At 67.4% G+C, this 15818-nt stretch carries 15 protein-coding genes; 10 read left to right on the top strand and 5 right to left on the bottom strand.

All coding sequences use genetic code 11. The annotated features are described in order from the left end of the window. Positions 1-39: 39 nt before the first annotated feature. From sucC to B7R21_RS13775, 9 genes are all read left to right on the top strand, one after another. A complete protein-coding gene (sucC, locus tag B7R21_RS13815) occupies positions 40-1203 on the top strand; it encodes an ADP-forming succinate--CoA ligase subunit beta (RefSeq protein ID WP_116283835.1) in 1164 nt (387 codons plus the stop codon). Positions 1204-1219: 16 nt separating this feature from the next. Next, the gene (gene sucD / locus B7R21_RS13810) at positions 1220-2110 is read left to right on the top strand and encodes a succinate--CoA ligase subunit alpha (protein ID WP_116283834.1); all 891 of its coding nucleotides are present in this window, start codon (positions 1220-1222) and stop codon (positions 2108-2110) included. Between the two features lie 157 nt (positions 2111-2267). Next, positions 2268-2870 (top strand): hypothetical protein, encoded by a 603-nt coding sequence (locus B7R21_RS13805; protein WP_116283833.1) that lies wholly within the window; start codon positions 2268-2270, stop codon positions 2868-2870. A gap of 1 nt (position 2871) precedes the next feature. Continuing rightward, positions 2872-4311: a cell division protein PerM gene (locus B7R21_RS13800; RefSeq protein ID WP_216364243.1), complete on the top strand. Its 1440-nt coding sequence runs from the start codon at positions 2872-2874 to the stop codon at positions 4309-4311. 9 nt (positions 4312-4320) lie between these two features. Beyond that, the gene (purN, locus tag B7R21_RS13795; RefSeq protein WP_116283832.1) at positions 4321-4935 is read left to right on the top strand and encodes a phosphoribosylglycinamide formyltransferase; all 615 of its coding nucleotides are present in this window, start codon (positions 4321-4323) and stop codon (positions 4933-4935) included. Next, positions 4932-6575: a bifunctional phosphoribosylaminoimidazolecarboxamide formyltransferase/IMP cyclohydrolase gene (purH, locus tag B7R21_RS13790; RefSeq protein WP_116283831.1), complete on the top strand. Its 1644-nt coding sequence runs from the start codon at positions 4932-4934 to the stop codon at positions 6573-6575. The genes purN and purH overlap by 4 nt, the downstream gene beginning before the upstream one ends. 109 nt (positions 6576-6684) lie before the next feature. Continuing rightward, positions 6685-7920: a dimethylargininase gene (gene ddaH, locus B7R21_RS20900; protein WP_116283830.1), complete on the top strand. Its 1236-nt coding sequence runs from the start codon at positions 6685-6687 to the stop codon at positions 7918-7920. Positions 7921-8011: 91 nt separating this feature from the next. Next, on the top strand, positions 8012-9781 hold the full coding sequence (locus B7R21_RS13780) for an ABC transporter ATP-binding protein (RefSeq protein WP_116283829.1): 1770 nt from the start codon (positions 8012-8014) through the stop codon (positions 9779-9781). After that, the gene (locus B7R21_RS13775; protein WP_116283828.1) at positions 9778-11592 is read left to right on the top strand and encodes an ABC transporter ATP-binding protein; all 1815 of its coding nucleotides are present in this window, start codon (positions 9778-9780) and stop codon (positions 11590-11592) included. The genes B7R21_RS13780 and B7R21_RS13775 overlap by 4 nt, the downstream gene beginning before the upstream one ends. Positions 11593-11629: 37 nt before the next feature. Here B7R21_RS13775 and B7R21_RS13770 read toward each other — a convergent pair whose 3' ends face one another. Genes B7R21_RS13770 through B7R21_RS13760 form a run of 3 tightly spaced genes read right to left on the bottom strand, consistent with a single transcriptional unit; the run spans position 11630 to position 12897 of the window. After that, positions 11630-12070 carry a hypothetical protein gene (locus B7R21_RS13770; protein WP_147305896.1) on the bottom strand — a complete coding sequence of 147 codons (441 nt, stop codon included), beginning with the start codon at positions 12068-12070 and terminating at the stop codon, positions 11630-11632. A gap of 46 nt (positions 12071-12116) precedes the next feature. Then, on the bottom strand, positions 12117-12440 hold the full coding sequence (locus B7R21_RS13765; protein WP_116283826.1) for an MGMT family protein: 324 nt from the start codon (positions 12438-12440) through the stop codon (positions 12117-12119). Position 12441: 1 nt separating this feature from the next. Next, positions 12442-12897, bottom strand: a complete 456-nt coding sequence (locus B7R21_RS13760; protein ID WP_116283825.1) for a GNAT family N-acetyltransferase — start codon at positions 12895-12897, stop codon at positions 12442-12444. 136 nt (positions 12898-13033) lie between these two features. Between B7R21_RS13760 and B7R21_RS13755 the strand changes: the two genes are divergently transcribed. Next, positions 13034-14254 carry an NADP-dependent isocitrate dehydrogenase gene (locus tag B7R21_RS13755; RefSeq protein WP_116283824.1) on the top strand — a complete coding sequence of 407 codons (1221 nt, stop codon included), beginning with the start codon at positions 13034-13036 and terminating at the stop codon, positions 14252-14254. Between the two features lie 27 nt (positions 14255-14281). Here B7R21_RS13755 and nagA read toward each other — a convergent pair whose 3' ends face one another. Continuing rightward, positions 14282-15442, bottom strand: a complete 1161-nt coding sequence (gene nagA / locus B7R21_RS13750; protein WP_116283823.1) for an N-acetylglucosamine-6-phosphate deacetylase — start codon at positions 15440-15442, stop codon at positions 14282-14284. Further along, complete coding sequence (locus B7R21_RS13745; RefSeq protein WP_253259816.1) at positions 15439-15795, bottom strand: YrdB family protein; 357 nt, start codon at positions 15793-15795, stop codon at positions 15439-15441. Before B7R21_RS13745 ends, nagA begins: the two co-directional genes overlap by 4 nt. Positions 15796-15818: the final 23 nt, after the last annotated feature.

Here is a 15818-nt window from a genome sequence, read left to right as displayed (position 1 = left end):
GCGTGGCGGGAGCTTCGCATGCTGATGGGATGAGCAAGCGTGGATCTATTTGAATATCAGGCCAGAGACCTCTTCGAGAGCTACGGCGTACCGGTCCTTCCGGGAATCATCGCCGACACCCCTGAAGAGGTTCGTGCTGCGGCCGAGAAGCTCGGTGGCGTCACCGTCGTCAAAGCCCAGGTGAAGGTCGGTGGCCGCGGAAAGGCCGGCGGCGTCAAGGTGGCCAAGAACCCCGACGAGGCAGAAGAGGCCGCGAAGGCGATCCTCGGTCTCGACATCAAGGGCCACACCGTCAAGCGCGTGATGGTTGCCGGCGGCGCCCGCATCAAGACCGAGTACTACTTCTCGGTGCTGCTCGACCGCGCGAACCGCTCCTACCTCAGCCTGTCGAGCTTCGAGGGCGGAATGGAGATCGAGGAACTCGCTGTGGAGCGCCCCGAGGCTCTCGCCCGCATCGAGGTCGACCCGCTGCAGGGCGTCGACCTGGCCAAGGCCACCGAGATCGCGATCGCTGCGAAGTTCCCGGCCGACCTCGTCGACAAGGTCGCTCCGGTCTTCGTGAAGCTCTACGAGGTCTACAAGGGCGAGGATGCGACGCTCGTCGAGGTCAACCCGCTCGTGCTCACCGAGGAAGGTGACATCGTGGCCCTCGACGGCAAGGTCTCGCTCGACGAGAACGCCGACTTCCGCCACCCGAACCACGAAGCGCTGGTCGACCAGGATGCCGAAGACCCCCTCGAGGCGAAGGCCAAGAAGCTCGGTCTGAACTACGTCAAGCTTGACGGCGAAGTCGGTGTCATCGGAAACGGTGCCGGACTCGTCATGTCGACGCTCGACGTCGTCAGCTACGCGGGCGAGAACTTCAAGGGCGTGAAGCCGGCCAACTTCCTGGACATCGGTGGTGGAGCATCCGCTGAGGTGATGGCCAACGGACTCGACGTGATCCTCGGCGACCCGCAGGTGAAGAGCGTGTTCGTCAACGTCTTCGGCGGAATCACCGCGTGCGACGCCGTGGCCAACGGCATTGTGAAGGCGCTCGAGATCCTGGGCGGTGCCGCCACGAAGCCTCTCGTCGTGCGTCTGGACGGCAACAAGGTCGAGGAAGGCCGCCAGATCCTCCGCGACGCAGCCAACCCGCTCGTCTCGCTCGCAGACACCATGGACGAAGGCGCCGCCAAGGCCGCCGAACTGGCTTCGAAGTAAAGGGAACAGAACAAGAATGTCGATCTTCCTCAACAAAGACTCCAAGGTCATCGTGCAGGGCATCACCGGCGGTGAGGGCACCAAGCACACCGCCCTCATGCTGAAGGCAGGCACGAAGATCGTCGGCGGCGTGAACGCGCGCAAGGCCGGCACCACGGTCGAGCACGACGGCGGCGTCTCGCTGCCCGTGTTCGGCACCGTCGCCGAGGCCATCGCCGAGACCGGCGCTGATGTCTCGATCGTCTTCGTCCCGCCGGCGTTCGCCAAAGACGCCGTGCTCGAAGCCGTCGAGGCCGAGATCCCGCTCGTCGTCGTGATCACCGAGGGCATCCCGATTCAGGACTCTGCCGAGTTCTGGGCAACCGCGAAGGCCAAGGGTGGCAAGACCCGCATCATCGGCCCGAACTGCCCCGGCATCATCACTCCGGGTGAGTCGCTGGTCGGCATCACGCCCGCCACGATCACCGGGAAGGGTCCGATCGGCCTGGTCTCGAAGTCGGGCACCCTGACCTACCAGATGATGTATGAGCTGCGGGATCTCGGTTTCTCGACCGCGATCGGCATCGGCGGCGACCCCATCATCGGTACGACGCACATCGACGCGCTCGCGGCGTTCGAAGCCGACCCCGAGACGAAGGCGATCGTGATGATCGGCGAGATCGGTGGCGACGCCGAGGAGCGTGCGGCGGACTACATCAAGGCCCACGTGACGAAGCCGGTCGTCGGATATGTCGCCGGTTTCACCGCACCCGAGGGCAAGACGATGGGCCACGCCGGCGCGATCGTCTCCTCCGGCGCGGGCACTGCAGACGGCAAGAAGCTGGCCCTCGAGGCCGCAGGTGTCAAGGTCGGCAAGACGCCGAGCGAGACCGCTGCGCTCCTGCGCGAGGTCTACGCGGCACTCTAGCCACGCGAGCATCCGGGGCCCGTCACCGTTCGTGGTGGCGGGCCCTCTCTCTGTCCGAGTTCATGAGCCAGGATCGGACAGCGCGCGCGAGGCGCGACGGGCGGGCGGGCATCCGTTGCGTTACGTTTAAGCAGCCGAACGGGAGGGAGCCTGACGCGTGACGACTGAGCCGGAGACTGCGGGAGCCGATGCGAGCCGCACCGCCGACGACCGCGCCGTCGCCGACCGCGCCGCCGGCGACGACCTCACCGCTGAGGAGAGACGCCCGCCGAAACGGTGGGAGAGCATCCGGCACCGCATCGTCACCCCGCCGGCCATCTACGGCACCCTGCTGGTGAGCGCGATCATCGGCACAGCCGAAGACGGTGAGACCGACCTCGAGATCCTGCGAACAACTGTTCCGACGCTTCTTGTCTTCTGGACGGCCCACGTCTTCGCCGAGGCCATCGCTCACTACGGCAAGCACGGCCGCGACCGCATCACCATGCGCGAGGCTGTGAAGTTCAGCATCGGGTTCTCGTCCGGGCTGCTCTACGCCGGCATCATCCCGTGCGGACTGCTCCTCGTCGGCGCCATCGGGCTGCTCGAGGAGGAGGTCGCCTATTCGTTCTCCCTCCTGGTCCCCGTGATACTGCTCGGGGCCCTCGGCTGGTCCGCCATCGGCGACCGCGGTGGTGCCTGGCCCGCGAAGCTCCTGGCGGGCTTCCTGACGGGCCTGCTCGGTCTCGTCGTCATCCTTCTGAAGATCGTGTTCCACTGATATGAACCGCCCCACCACCGCGCTTCTCGCGGCACTCGATGCGCTGATCGCCGTCGCAATCGGCATCGGCATTCCGCTCGTCATGCTCACCATCCTCTGGGCGACCCAGTTCGACCTCAGCATCGACTGGACGGTGTTCTGGCGAGCATCCGCAGACCTCTGGATGCTCGGCAACGGTGTCGACCTGCAGCTCGCCCTCGACCCGGCGCTCGCGGCCCGCCTCGCCCTCGATGGGGCGGCAACACCGTTCGTGGTAGGCATCGCCCCACTCGGCTTCGCCGTGCTGACGGCCTTCCTCGGCCGTCGTTCCGGGCTCCGTCTCGGCTTCTCTCCGCACCCTGTGCTCGGGCTGGTCGTCGGTGTCGCCGCGGTCTCCGCGTTGAGTGCGCTGGTCTGGCTGAGTGCAGAGACCCCGGGGGCCGTGCCGTCGTTCTGGCAGGCCGTGCTCCTCGTGCCGGCGGTCTACGGGCTCGGTGTGGTCATCGGCGCTGCGGCGAGCCTCAGCCAGCAGCAGCGTCCTCTCGCGGGGTGGTTCCTGCGGCAGTGGGAGCGGATGGCGGCGGCAGCCCGGCCCTTCGTGGCCGTTGCCCTCCGGGGCGGACTGATCGTGGTCGCGGCGATGGTCGCCGTCGGTGCACTCGCTGTGACCGGGGGGCTGCTGGTTCACTACTCGAGTGTCATCTCGCTCTACGAGTCCATCGGATCGGGTATCGGTGGGGGAGCCGCGCTCACTCTCGGCCAGCTCGCCCTGCTGCCGAACGCCGTGGTGTGGGCGGCCAGCTGGTTCGTCGGTCCCGGTTTTGCGTTGGGTGCCGGGTCATCCATCTCTCCGCTCGGCACTGACGTGGGCCTCTTGCCGTCGCTCCCGCTGTTCGGAGCGCTGCCGCAGTCGTCACCGCTCGGCTACGCCGTTCTCGTGCTGCCGGTCGCGATCGGGTTCATGGTCGCGGTGGCGCTTCGCCCGCGGCTCGCTTCCCCTGCGGTGAGCGCTGGCGGGCGGCCTCACACTGCGGGTGCGGGTGCCGGCGCCGCTGCCGGTACCACGGCGGCACGGATGATCGGCACCGGTTTCGGAATCGGTATCGTTGCGGCGAGCATCCTCGCCGTGCTCGCCCTCTGGTCGGGTGGCGCAGCGGGCCCGGGGCGCCTCGCCGTGGTCGGTCCTGATGCCGGCGCGGTCTGGCTCTGGTCGTTCCTCGTGTTCGGCGTCTCGGCCGTGGTGGGGCTGCTGTCGAGCGGTGTGCAGCTTCCGGGTCGAAAGGCGAACGGCAGCGCCCGCGGCAGTGACACCCGCGGCGCCGGCACCGCCACCACAACCGCCCGCACCGGCACCACCGCCGGCGCCCGCACCGGCACCGCCACCGGCGCCCGCACCGGCACCACCACCGCCGGCAGCTCCGCGCCGCCCGCATCGCCGTCGGGCAACGCGCCGCTGCGTTAGTCTGTCTGAGTGCTGTCGATTGTCGTTCTGATCTCCGGCGGGGGTTCGAACCTCCGTGCGCTGCTCGAAGCGACCTCCGACGCCGACTTCCCGGCCCGTATCGTGGCCGTTGGCTCCGACACCGAGGCGCCGGGTCTCGAGCACGCTGAGCACTTCGGCGTGCCGAGCTTCACCGTGCTGCCGTCGGCCTTCGCGAACCGGGCCGAGTGGGGTGACGAGCTGCTGGCCGAGATCCGGCAGTGGTCGCCCGATCTGGTGGTCTGCGCGGGGTTCATGCGCATCCTGCCCCCGCGGGTGGTCGCGGCGTTGTCGCCGAACCTGATCAATACGCACCCCGCACTGTTGCCGCTGTTCCCGGGTGCCCATGCGGTTCGGGATGCCCTGGCCGCCGGTGCGCGTGAGACGGGTATCACCGTGCACATCGTCGACGAAGGCGTCGACACCGGGCCGACTCTCGTGCAGCGCGCCGTTCCCGTGCTGCCCGGTGACACCGAGCACGTGCTCCAGGAGCGCATCAAGACCATCGAACGCGATCTGCTCGTGCAGACCGTGCTCGACATCGCCACCGACCGGATCCGTCTGGCCGACATCCATCACACCAACAGGAGTGCCACGACACCATGAGCGGCCCACGCCACGACCCCGCCGATTTCCACCACCGCGACCAGATCGAGATCAGGCGCGCGCTCGTCTCGGTGAGCGACAAGTCGGGCCTCGTCGAATTCGCCGGGGCGCTCAGCGCGGCAGGCGTCGAGATCGTCTCGACCGGGTCGACGGCGAAGACCATCGCTGCGGCGGGGTTCGCGGTCACCGAGGTCTCCTCGATCACCGGTTTTCCCGAGTCGCTCGACGGCCGGGTCAAGACGCTGCACCCGTCGGTGCATGCCGGGATCCTCGCCGACCTTCGCCTCGAGTCGCACATCGCGCAACTGCAGGAGCTCGAGATCCAGGCGTTCCAGCTGGTGGTCGTGAACCTCTATCCCTTCAGCGAGACGGTCGCGAGCGGCGCAGCTCCCGACGATGTCATCGAACAGATCGACATCGGCGGCCCTGCCCTGGTGCGGGCATCGGCCAAGAACCATGCCAATGTGGCCATCGCCGTGTCGCCCAACACCTACCCGCAGATCGTCGAAGCTCTCACCTCGGGTGGTACCTCGCTCGAGACGCGCCGACGCCTCGCGGCGACAGCCTTCGCCCACACCGCGGCCTACGACACCGGAGTGGCGACCTGGTTCGCTGAGCAGCTCGGTGCCAGCGCTCTGCCGTCGGATGGCGTGTTCGACCCGGCCGCCCCGCTGCCCGAGAGCGGCTTTCCGAAGCTCGTCGAGCGGAGCGTCTCGCTCGCCCACACCCTCCGCTACGGCGAGAACTCGCACCAGCGGGCGGCGCTCTACCTCGAGCCGCACGGCCACGGAATCGCCCAGGCCGAGCAGTTGAACGGCAAAGAGATGTCGTACAACAACTTCGTCGACGCTGACGCCGCGGTTCGGGCGGCCTGGGATTTCGCCGAGCCGGCTGTGGCCATCATCAAGCATGCGAACCCCTGCGGAATAGCAGTCTCCTCGTCCACAGCGCTCGATCCGATCGCTTCTGCACACCTCCGCGCGCACGAGTGCGACCCGGTCTCGGCGTTCGGCGGGGTCATCGCGGCCAACCGAACGGTGACGCTCGGCATGGCCGAGACCGTGCAGGAGATCTTCACTGAGGTGCTCGTCGCACCGGATTTCGAACCGGATGCCCTGAAGCTCCTCCAGACGAAGAAGAACCTCCGCATCCTCCGCCTGCCGGCCGAATACGCGCGGCCCGCCGTGGAGCTGAAGCAGATCAGCGGGGGTGTGCTGATGCAGACCTCCGACGGCTTCGTCGACTACACCACCGACGCCTGGCAGCTCGTCTCCGGCGAGCCGGCCGATGCCGACACCCTGAGCGACCTCGTCTTCGCCTGGAAGGCCTGCCGGTCGGTCAAGTCCAACGCGATCCTGTTGGCGCAGAACGGCGCCTCTGTCGGCGTCGGCATGGGACAGGTCAACCGGGTCGACTCCTGCCATCTCGCCGTGAGCCGCGCGGGCACGCGCGCGGCCGGCTCCGTTGCGGCCAGTGATGCGTTCTTCCCCTTCGCCGACGGCCTTCAGGTGCTGCTCGACGCCGGGGTGCGCGCCGTGGTGCAGCCCGGCGGCTCCGTTCGCGACTCCGAGGTGATCGAGGCCGCGCAGAATGCGGGTGTCACGATGTACTTCACCGGGGAGCGGCACTTCTTCCACTGAGCCCTCGTAGGTCGAGGCGGGCCCGCCGCGACGGGCCCGCCTCGACGGCCGCTCCTGCCTGGATTGCGGCTGATGCCCGGCCGCGGCGGGAGCCGCTAGGGTCGGAGGCATGCCTCTGGACCCCACCCCGCCGCTGTTCGGCGCCCGCCCCCTTCTCGCCTCGGCCCTCACGGCGGTGGTCGTTGCGGCGGTCGCCCATCTCGTCGTCCTGCTCGCGTTCTTCATGGTTCAGGGCTTCAAACCCGAGTACTTCGGCGCCGCGAACGCCTTCTTCCTGCCCCAGACGCTCTTCACGCTCGTGTTCCTCGCCATCCTCGCGGGTGTCGGCGGCTTCGGCAGCTGGTATCTCGCGTTGGTCAGCGGGCTGGTCGCCGCCCTGTTCGGTGCCCTTGTCGGCACGGCCCTTCCCCTTCTCGTCGCGGGCCAGGGCCTCGACGGCGATGTTCTGTCGTATCTGGTCGGAACGCTCATCGGCATCAATCTGGTGTTCGTGCTGGCCGTCATCCTCGCCTCCGTGACAGTGGGCCGGCGGGTCTATGAGGGTGTCGTGATCGGTGCTCCGGATGCCCGGGGTGCTGTCTCCGAGCGACGGGTGGCGATCATCCGGAGGCCTGCGGCCACTCTGGCCGACGGTCATGTGACCCACATCGAGAAGAGCGCCGTCGACCTCGAGCTGGCCGACGAACAGTGGGAGTCCTACGTCAACGTGCTCGAGAAGGCCGGCTGGACGACGATCGAGGTCGACCAGGCCGACGATCTCGCCGACTCGGTCTTCGTCGAAGACGCCGTGATCATCTTCGGCGACGTCGCGGTGATCACCAGCCCCGGCAGCGAGCACCGCATCGCCGAGACGGAAGCCGTCGAGGTGACCGTGCGGGAGCTCGGCCTGAAGGTCGCGCACATCGCCCAGCCCGGAACGCTCGACGGCGGCGATGTGCTGAAAGTCGGAACGACCGTCTACGTCGGGCGGAGCGGTCGAACGAATGCCGAGGGCATCCACCAACTGCGTCACATCGTTTCCGCGCTCGGGTACACGGTCGTGGCCGTGCCGCTCACGAAGGTGCTGCACCTGAAGAGTGCCGTCACGGCGTTGCCCGACGGGACGGTGATCGGTTACCTGCCGCTGGTGGATGATCCCCAGATCTTCGACCGGTTCCTGAGCATGCCCGAGGAGGGCGGCGCCCACGTGGTGAAGCTCAGCGACGACACGGTGCTGATGGCAGCATCGGCTCCCGAGTCGGCCCAGCTGATCGAGAACCTCGGCTACCGTGTCGTCTCGGTCGACATCAGCGAGTACGAGAAGCTCGAGGGCTGCGTGACCTGCCTGTCGGTGCGGGTGAGGTAGCGGTGCGGGTGAGGTAGCGGTGCGGGTGCGGTGACCCGTGGGGTAGGCTGTGAGGCTGCCTGAAAACACCTCACAAGGGAAACCCACACACATGCCTGCCCCAGAAGAGCAGTCGACGTTGCAGACGCTCGCCCGACTGTACGTCTATGCAAAACCCGCGATGCCGCGCATCTACACGGCCGTCGGAGTCTCCTTGCTGGCGAGCCTCGTGTCGCTCGCGATCCCGCAGGTGCTGCAGGTGCTGATCGACGGCCCGCTCGCCGACGGTGACTCGTCCGAGATCTGGCCCGTCGTGCTGGTCATCCTGGCGCTCGGCGTCTTCGAGGCCCTGCTGATCGCCCTCCGCCGCGTGCTGGTGCTCACCCCGGGAACCCACATCGAGGCGCGCATGCGCAACAGCCTCTACGACCACCTGCAGGAGCTGCCGGTGGAGTTCCACGACCGCTGGCCGAGCGGGCAGCTGCTCTCGCGTGCGGTCAGCGACCTCAACCTGATCCGCCGCTGGCTCTCGTTCGGCGTGGTGATCATCGTGGTCAATGTCGTGACGATCGTCATCGGTTTCGCCATCCTGCTCAGCCTGAACTGGGTGCTGGGCCTGATCTTCGCGGTCGCCTCCATTCCCGTTCTGGCCTACAGCTACGTCTTCGAGGGCAAGTACTCCGACGCCGCCCGCCGGAGCCAGGACCAGGTCGGCGACCTCGCGACGAGCGTCGAGGAGTCGGTGCACGGCATCCGCGTGCTCAAAGCCTTCGGGCGCGGCCCGTTCGCACTGAAGAAGTTCGAACGCCAGGCCGAGAGGCTCCGGGGCACCGAGATCGAGAAGGCCAAGGCCGTCGCCAACATCTGGTTGTGGCTGTTGCTGGTTCCGGATGTCGCGTTCGCCGTGTGCCTCGTCGTCGGGGTCTGGCTCGCCTCGGAGGGGCAGGCCACCGTCGGTGACCTCGTGGCCTTCTTCGCCACCGCGACGGTACTGCTGTTCCCGGTCGAGTCGATGGGCTACTTCCTCGCGATGACGTTCGATGCCCGAACCGCCACGACGCGGTTCTTCGACGTGCTCGACTCGGAGAACACCATCGTCGACCCGGACGCCCCGCTGAGCATCCGGTCACCCCGTGGGCAGCTGAGTTTCGATGACGTGCACTTCCGCTACCAGGATGCGCCCCTCACCCACCCCGACCTGCTCGACGGAATCGATCTCGTGATCGAGCCGGGGGAGACCATGGCGCTGGTCGGGCTGACCGGATCGGGCAAGAGCACTCTCACGTCGCTCACCACCCGGCTCTACGACGTGACCGGCGGGCGAGTGCTGCTCGACGGCGTCGACATCCGCGACCTGCCGCGGGACACCGTGCGCACAGAGATCGCCATGGCCTTCGAAGACGCGACCCTGTTCAGCGCCTCCGTGCGGGAGAACGTGGTGCTCGGCCGGCCCGGAGCCACAGACGAGGAGGTTGCCGAGGCCCTCTCGATCGCCCAGGCGGGGTTCGTCCACGACCTGCCCGACGGCCTCGCGACCCGCGTCGGCGAGGAGGGGCTCAGCCTCTCGGGCGGCCAGCGCCAGCGCCTCGCGCTCGCCCGGGCGGTCGCGGCCAAGCCCCGGGTACTGGTTCTGGATGACCCGCTCTCCGCCCTCGATGTGGACACCGAGGCACTGGTCGAGGCCGCGCTCCGCACGGTGCTCGCCTCGACGACGGCGCTGATCGTGGCGCACAGGCCATCGACGGTGGCTCTCGCCGACCGGGTGGCGCTGCTGCAGAACGGGCGTGTGACCGCGGTCGGCACGCACGCCGAGCTGCTGGCCGGCAATGACCACTACAGATACGTGATCTCGAGTTTCGACGATGAGGAGGTGACCGCATGAGCGAGACGACCGTGACCGGTGTCGAAGGCGAGGAGCGGAACGACTTCACCCGCGCAGAGAGCCAGCAGATCCGCAGGCGATCCACCGCCCTGCTCGCTTCGCTGCTCCGCCCCGAGAAGTCGAAGCTCGTGCTGGGCCTGATCGTGGTGATCATCAGCACCGCCGCCCAGGTGGCCGGCCCGGCGCTCATTGCGTACGGGATCGACGCCGGACTGCCCGCGCTGCTGAATCACGACTGGATCCCGATCGCCTCGGCGGGCCTGATCTACCTGGTCACCGGGGTCGCCGGTGCGGTTCTCATCTCCTGGTTCACCGTGCTCACCGCACGGATCTCGCAGGCGATCCTGCTCGATCTCCGCAAGCGCGTCTTCCTGCAGACCCAGCGGCTGAGCCTCGAGTTCCACGAGACCTACACCTCGGGGCGCATCATCTCACGGCAGACAAGCGACCTCGACTCCATCCGGGAACTGCTCGACTCGGGCATCAACCAGCTCGTGCAGGGGCTGCTCTACATGTTCTTCATCGGCATCGCGCTGTTCTCGCTCGATGTGGCGAGCGGATTCATCCTGGTGGTCTCGCTGGTGCCGCTGGTCGTTCTGACCCGCTGGTTCCAGCTGCGCTCGCAGAAGCTGTTCCGCACCACGCGCACGGCTTCGGCAAAGCTGATCGTGAAGTTCGTCGAGACGATGACGGGCGTCCGGGCCGTCAAGGCGTTCCGCACCGAGAAGAGCAACTCGACCGAGTTCAGTGGGCTGGTCGAGCAGCACCGGGAGTCGAATTCCAAGGTGATCCGCCTGTTCGGCATCTTCGATCCGGGCCTGGTGCTGATCGGCAACGTCACGGTCGCGGTGGTGCTGCTCGTCGGTGCCTTCCGGGTGATCGACGGCCAGGTCGCCATCGGTGTGCTGCTCGCTGCGGTGCTCTACACCAGGCGCTTCTTCGACCCGATGGAGGAGATGGCGATGTTCTACAACTCCTACCAGTCGGCAGCGGCAGCGCTCGAGAAGATCTCCGGGGTGCTCGAAGAAGAACTGAGCGTGCCCGACCCGCTGAAACCGATCGACCTCTGGACGGCGAAGGGCGGCATCTCGTTCGACGACGTGGAGTTCTCCTACCAGAACGGGCGGGTCGTGCTCCCCGGGTTCAGCCTCGCCGTGCCGGCCGGGCAGACCATCGCCCTCGTCGGTTCCACCGGCGCGGGCAAGTCGACGCTCGCGAAACTCATCTCACGGTTCTACGACCCGACGACGGGTCAGGTCACGCTCGACGGCATCGACCTCCGACGGCTCCACCCGAAAGACCTGCGGCGCGCGATCGTGATGGTGACTCAGGAGGCCTATCTCTTCTCGGGCACCGTCGCCGACAACATCGCGATCGGAAAGCCGGGCGCGACTCGCGAGGAGATCGTCGCGGCGGCGAAGGCTGTGGGCGCCCACGGCTTCATCGACAGTCTTCCCGACGGTTACGACACCGACGTGAACAAGCGGGGCGGACGGGTCTCCGCCGGCCAGCGCCAACTGGTGTCGTTCGCCAGGGCCTTCCTCGCCGACCCCGCGGTGCTCATCCTCGACGAGGCGACGGCGTCTCTCGACATCCCGAGCGAACGGCAGGTGCAGGATGCCCTGCAGACCCTGCTCGCCGACCGCACGGCGATCATCATCGCCCACCGTCTGTCGACCGTGGCGATCGCCGACCGGGTTCTCGTGATGGAGCACGGGGTGATCATCGAAGACGGTACCCCAGCCGACCTGATCGGCGGAACGGGGCGGTTCGCCCAGCTGCACGCCTCCTGGCGGCAGTCGCTGGTCTAGGCAGGTCAGGCACTGCCTCGGGCAGGGGAAGCGCGCGCTACGGCGTCCAGGCGTAGTAGTGGCCGTCCTGGGCGAAGAGATGCCAGGGTCCGGCGCAGACGATGCCGACGCCCGTGTTGAGCGCCTGCGGCCACCAGGTCTCGGAGAGCTGGTTGGTCAGGGCGCCGGTGCTCTGGGCCTGGTCGACCTCGGGGTCGGATGCCGCATCGCAGCCGGTGAACACCGGCGGAGTCGCGGTGGGCGAGAACATCAGGATGCTCGCGCCCCGGGTCTGGTCGGTCTTCACCCGGATGAACGTGGCGTCGGCGGGCACCCAGGCCGGAATCGCCACAGAGGAGTCTGCGCCGGCCCCGTCTGCTGTGGTCGCGTAGATCGCGGAGGCGAAAGGGGGAGAGATCACGTTGGCAACGCCGCAGCCCGAGAGCAGCGAAACGCTCACGGCAACCACCGGCAGAGCAACCAGCAAGCGACGCTTCACAGCTTCTCCCGTTGATTGTCGAGGGGTGAACAGGTACAGGGGTGGGTCAGGAACTCGCATTCCACCTTGCCACAGCGTACTGGACTCGGTAGCCGCACTCCGTCGCTGCGCTGGCCAGCGGCGTATTCTCAGCCTCGTAGTGGGGGCGGGCGTCGGATTCGTGGCCGCGCGGTGGATGACCGCCGGAACGCACCACCCGCCACCACGGATGACGGCCACCCGACCGCGCCATCACCGTGCCGACAGCTCGCGCAGCACGCGAACCGAGGAGGGCAGCGACATCCCCGTAGGTCAGCACCTGCCCGGGCGGGATCGCGTCGACGACGTCCAGCACGGCCGCCCCGAAGTCGTCGCCAGACGGAGCGGTCACGTCACAGGGTCAGGGCGGCGATCGTCTCGCCGAACTGGGTCTCGCCGATCGGCTCGAATCCCACCGCGGTGAAGAACGCCTCCGGCCCGAGCTCACCGGGCTCGAACATGACGGTCAGCCGGTCGAAGCCCCGCGACCGGGCCTCGTCGGCCAGCGCAGTGACGGCGAACCGGCCCACACCCTTGCCCTGGGCATCCGCAGCGACGTTCATCCGCCAGATGCACCCGCGGAACTCATCGTGCGGGCTGTCGGGGTCGAAGTTTCCCATGATGAAACCCACGACGACGTCGTCGTCATCGATCACCACGCGTGGCCACGCGGTCGCCGGGTTCACGTAGGCCTCGGCGATCGAGTGCGAGACCGGTGCGACGTACTGCTCCTGGCCCGGCTTCAACGTCAGGGTGTTGGCAGCGACGATGTTGGTCGCCGACAATTCTTCGAGTCTCATGTCGCCCATGGTCTCAGGGTAGTGGGTGACCCCCCGAACACGCCACAGCACAAAGTGTCTCTACGTCAAGACAGTTCCGAATGCGAGTAGGCTGGTCCCTGGCCCTCTGGGCCGAAGAATTGCACGTGACGGAACAGGAGTTTGAATGTCGAAGATCCACGTAGAGGGAACGGTCGTCGAGCTCGACGGCGACGAGATGACCCGCATCATCTGGCAGGCCATCAAGGACACACTCATCCACCCCTACCTCGATGTGAACCTCGAGTACTATGACCTCGGCATCGAGCACCGAGACGCGACCGACGACCAGGTCACGATCGACGCAGCGCACGCCATCCAGAAGCACGGCGTGGGCGTCAAATGCGCCACCATCACTCCCGATGAGGCCCGCGTCGAGGAGTTCGGCCTGAAGAAGATGTGGAAGAGCCCGAACGGCACGATCCGCAACATCCTCGGCGGAACGATCTTCCGTGAGCCGATCATCATCTCGAACATCCCGCGCCTCGTGCCGGGCTGGAACAAGCCGATCATCGTCGGCCGCCACGCGTTCGGCGACCAGTACAAGGCCACCGACTTCCGCTTCGAGGGCAAGGGAACGCTGACCATCTCGTTCCAGCCCGAAGAGGGCAGCGACGCCGAGGCCCAGTCGTTCGAGGTCTTCCAGTCGCCGGGATCGGGTGTCGCGATGGCGATGTACAACCTCGATGACTCCATCCGCGACTTCGCCCGGGCTTCGCTCAGCTACGGCCTCAGCCGCAAGTACCCGGTGTATCTCTCGACGAAGAACACGATCCTGAAGGCCTACGACGGCCGGTTCAAAGACCTGTTCCAAGAGGTCTTCGACGACGAGTTCGCCGCTTCCTTCGCCGAGGCCGGCATCACGTACGAGCACCGCCTGATCGACGACATGGTCGCTGCGGCACTGAAGTGGGAGGGTGGCTACGTGTGGGCCGCCAAGAACTACGACGGTGATGTGCAGAGCGACACGGTCGCCCAGGGCTTCGGATCGCTCGGGCTGATGACGAGCGTGCTGTTCACCCCCGACGGCAAGACCGTCGAGGCCGAGGCCGCTCACGGCACCGTGACGCGCCACTACCGCCAGCACCAGGCGGGCAAGCCCACGTCGACGAACCCGATCGCCTCGATCTACGCCTGGACCCGCGGGCTCGCGCACCGTGCGAAGCTCGACGACAACGCCGAGCTGGCCACGTTCGCCGACACCCTCGAAGACGTCGTCATCAAGACGGTCGAGTCGGGCGCCATGACGAAGGATCTCGCCCTGCTCGTCGGGCCCGACCAGGCCTACCAGAGCACCGAGGAGTTCCTCGCGACGCTGGCCGAGAACCTGAAGACGCGCCTGGCGTAACGGGTTCGATCGCCAGTCTGTGTGGCGTCAGTCTGTGTGGGTCGTCGGTTTTCCGGCGGCCCACACTCTGTCCACGGTCCAGTCTGTGCTGAGCAGCACCACGTCGGCGGCGAATCCGGGCGCGAGGTAGCCGAGGGTGTCGTCGAGTCCGAGGGCACGCGCAGGCGATGCCGTCATCGCGCGCACCGCCAGCACGGGGTCGGTCTCCGAGTCGAAGATCGCCGAGCGGAGCGCGACGTCCTGGGTCAGCGTGGAGCCTGCGATGGTCGTCGTTCCCGACAGCATGGCCCGGCCATCCGAGACCGACACGTTCAGGTCGCCCAACTTGTAGTGCCCGTCAACAGATCCCGCGGCGGCCATGGCGTCTGTGATCAGCAGGATGCGCATGGGAGCCGCGAAGAAGGCGACCCGGGCGACTTCCGGATGCACGTGGAACCCGTCGAGGATGAGTTCGAGTGCCACGCGCGGATCCCCGAGGGCCGCCGTCACGGGGCCGGGTTCGCGGTGCTTGATACCGGGCATCGCATTGAAGGCGTGCGTGAGGAGCGTCGCGCCGTGGTCGAAGGCTTCTTTGGTGAGCTCGAAGTCCGCATCGGTGTGACCGACGCCCACGGTGACCCCTGCGGCGACGAACCGGTCGATCGCGTCGAGCGCTCCCGTCAGCTCGGGAGCGAGGGTGACCTGGCGGATGGTGCCGCGGCCCGCCGCGAGGAACGCGTCGACGAGCTCAGCGGTGGGGGTGCAGAGGTAGGCGGGATTGTGCGCACCGCGGTGGTTCCGGGCGAGGAAGGGCCCCTCGAGGTGCGAGCCCAGTACCAGCGGATCGGTCTCGGCGAGGTCGGCGATGAGGGCGAGGCTCTCGCAGAGCTGTTCGACAGGATTGGCGACGAGGCTGATCACCGAACGGGTGGTGCCGTGGGCGCGGTGCATGGCGAGTGCACTCTGGATGGCGGCAGTTCCATTGTCGAACGAGAACCCGCCTCCGCCGTGGCTGTGTACATCGATGAAGCCCGGCGTGAGCCAGCGCGCACCGGCATTCACGACGACGGCGTTGTCGGCGGTGGCCCAGCCGTGCCAGCCGGTGCCGGTGCCGGTTGCGGCGAGAGTGGCGCCCGAGAAGGCGAGCCAGAAGTCTTCGACGACCCCGTCGGCGTCGACCTTCGTAGCGGAATGGATGACGACGGTCATGCGAACTCCTTGCGGCCGGAGACAACGCCGCTGACGACGGCGAGGATGCCGAACAGCACGGCCACGATCCACTGGCCGATGACGAGCCAGGCCAGAGCGGCCGAGCCCATGATCACGATCTCGACGAGTGCCTTGCCGAACGCGTCGAGGTGGAAGACGGCCCGCGGTGAGCGGAACAGCCCCCAGAGCACGATGGCGAACAGCGGGGCGCCGATCCCGAACGCCCAGTTCCAGAGCGGAGGCCAGGCCAGGAAGCCCCAGAGCCCGATCGAGAAGAAGGCGAACAGCTCGAGCAGGAAGCGGAGCACGTCGTTCGGGCCGAATCGCGGTAGAGCGCCCTGGTCGGTATTCACGCCTGCAATCGTACTGTGCGGAT

Source organism: Subtercola boreus (assembly GCF_003399625.1).
Lineage (GTDB): Bacteria > Actinomycetota > Actinomycetes > Actinomycetales > Microbacteriaceae > Subtercola > Subtercola boreus_C.
The sequence above is the reverse complement of the archived record's forward strand: the minus strand, read 5'-3'. Positions and strand labels throughout refer to the sequence as shown.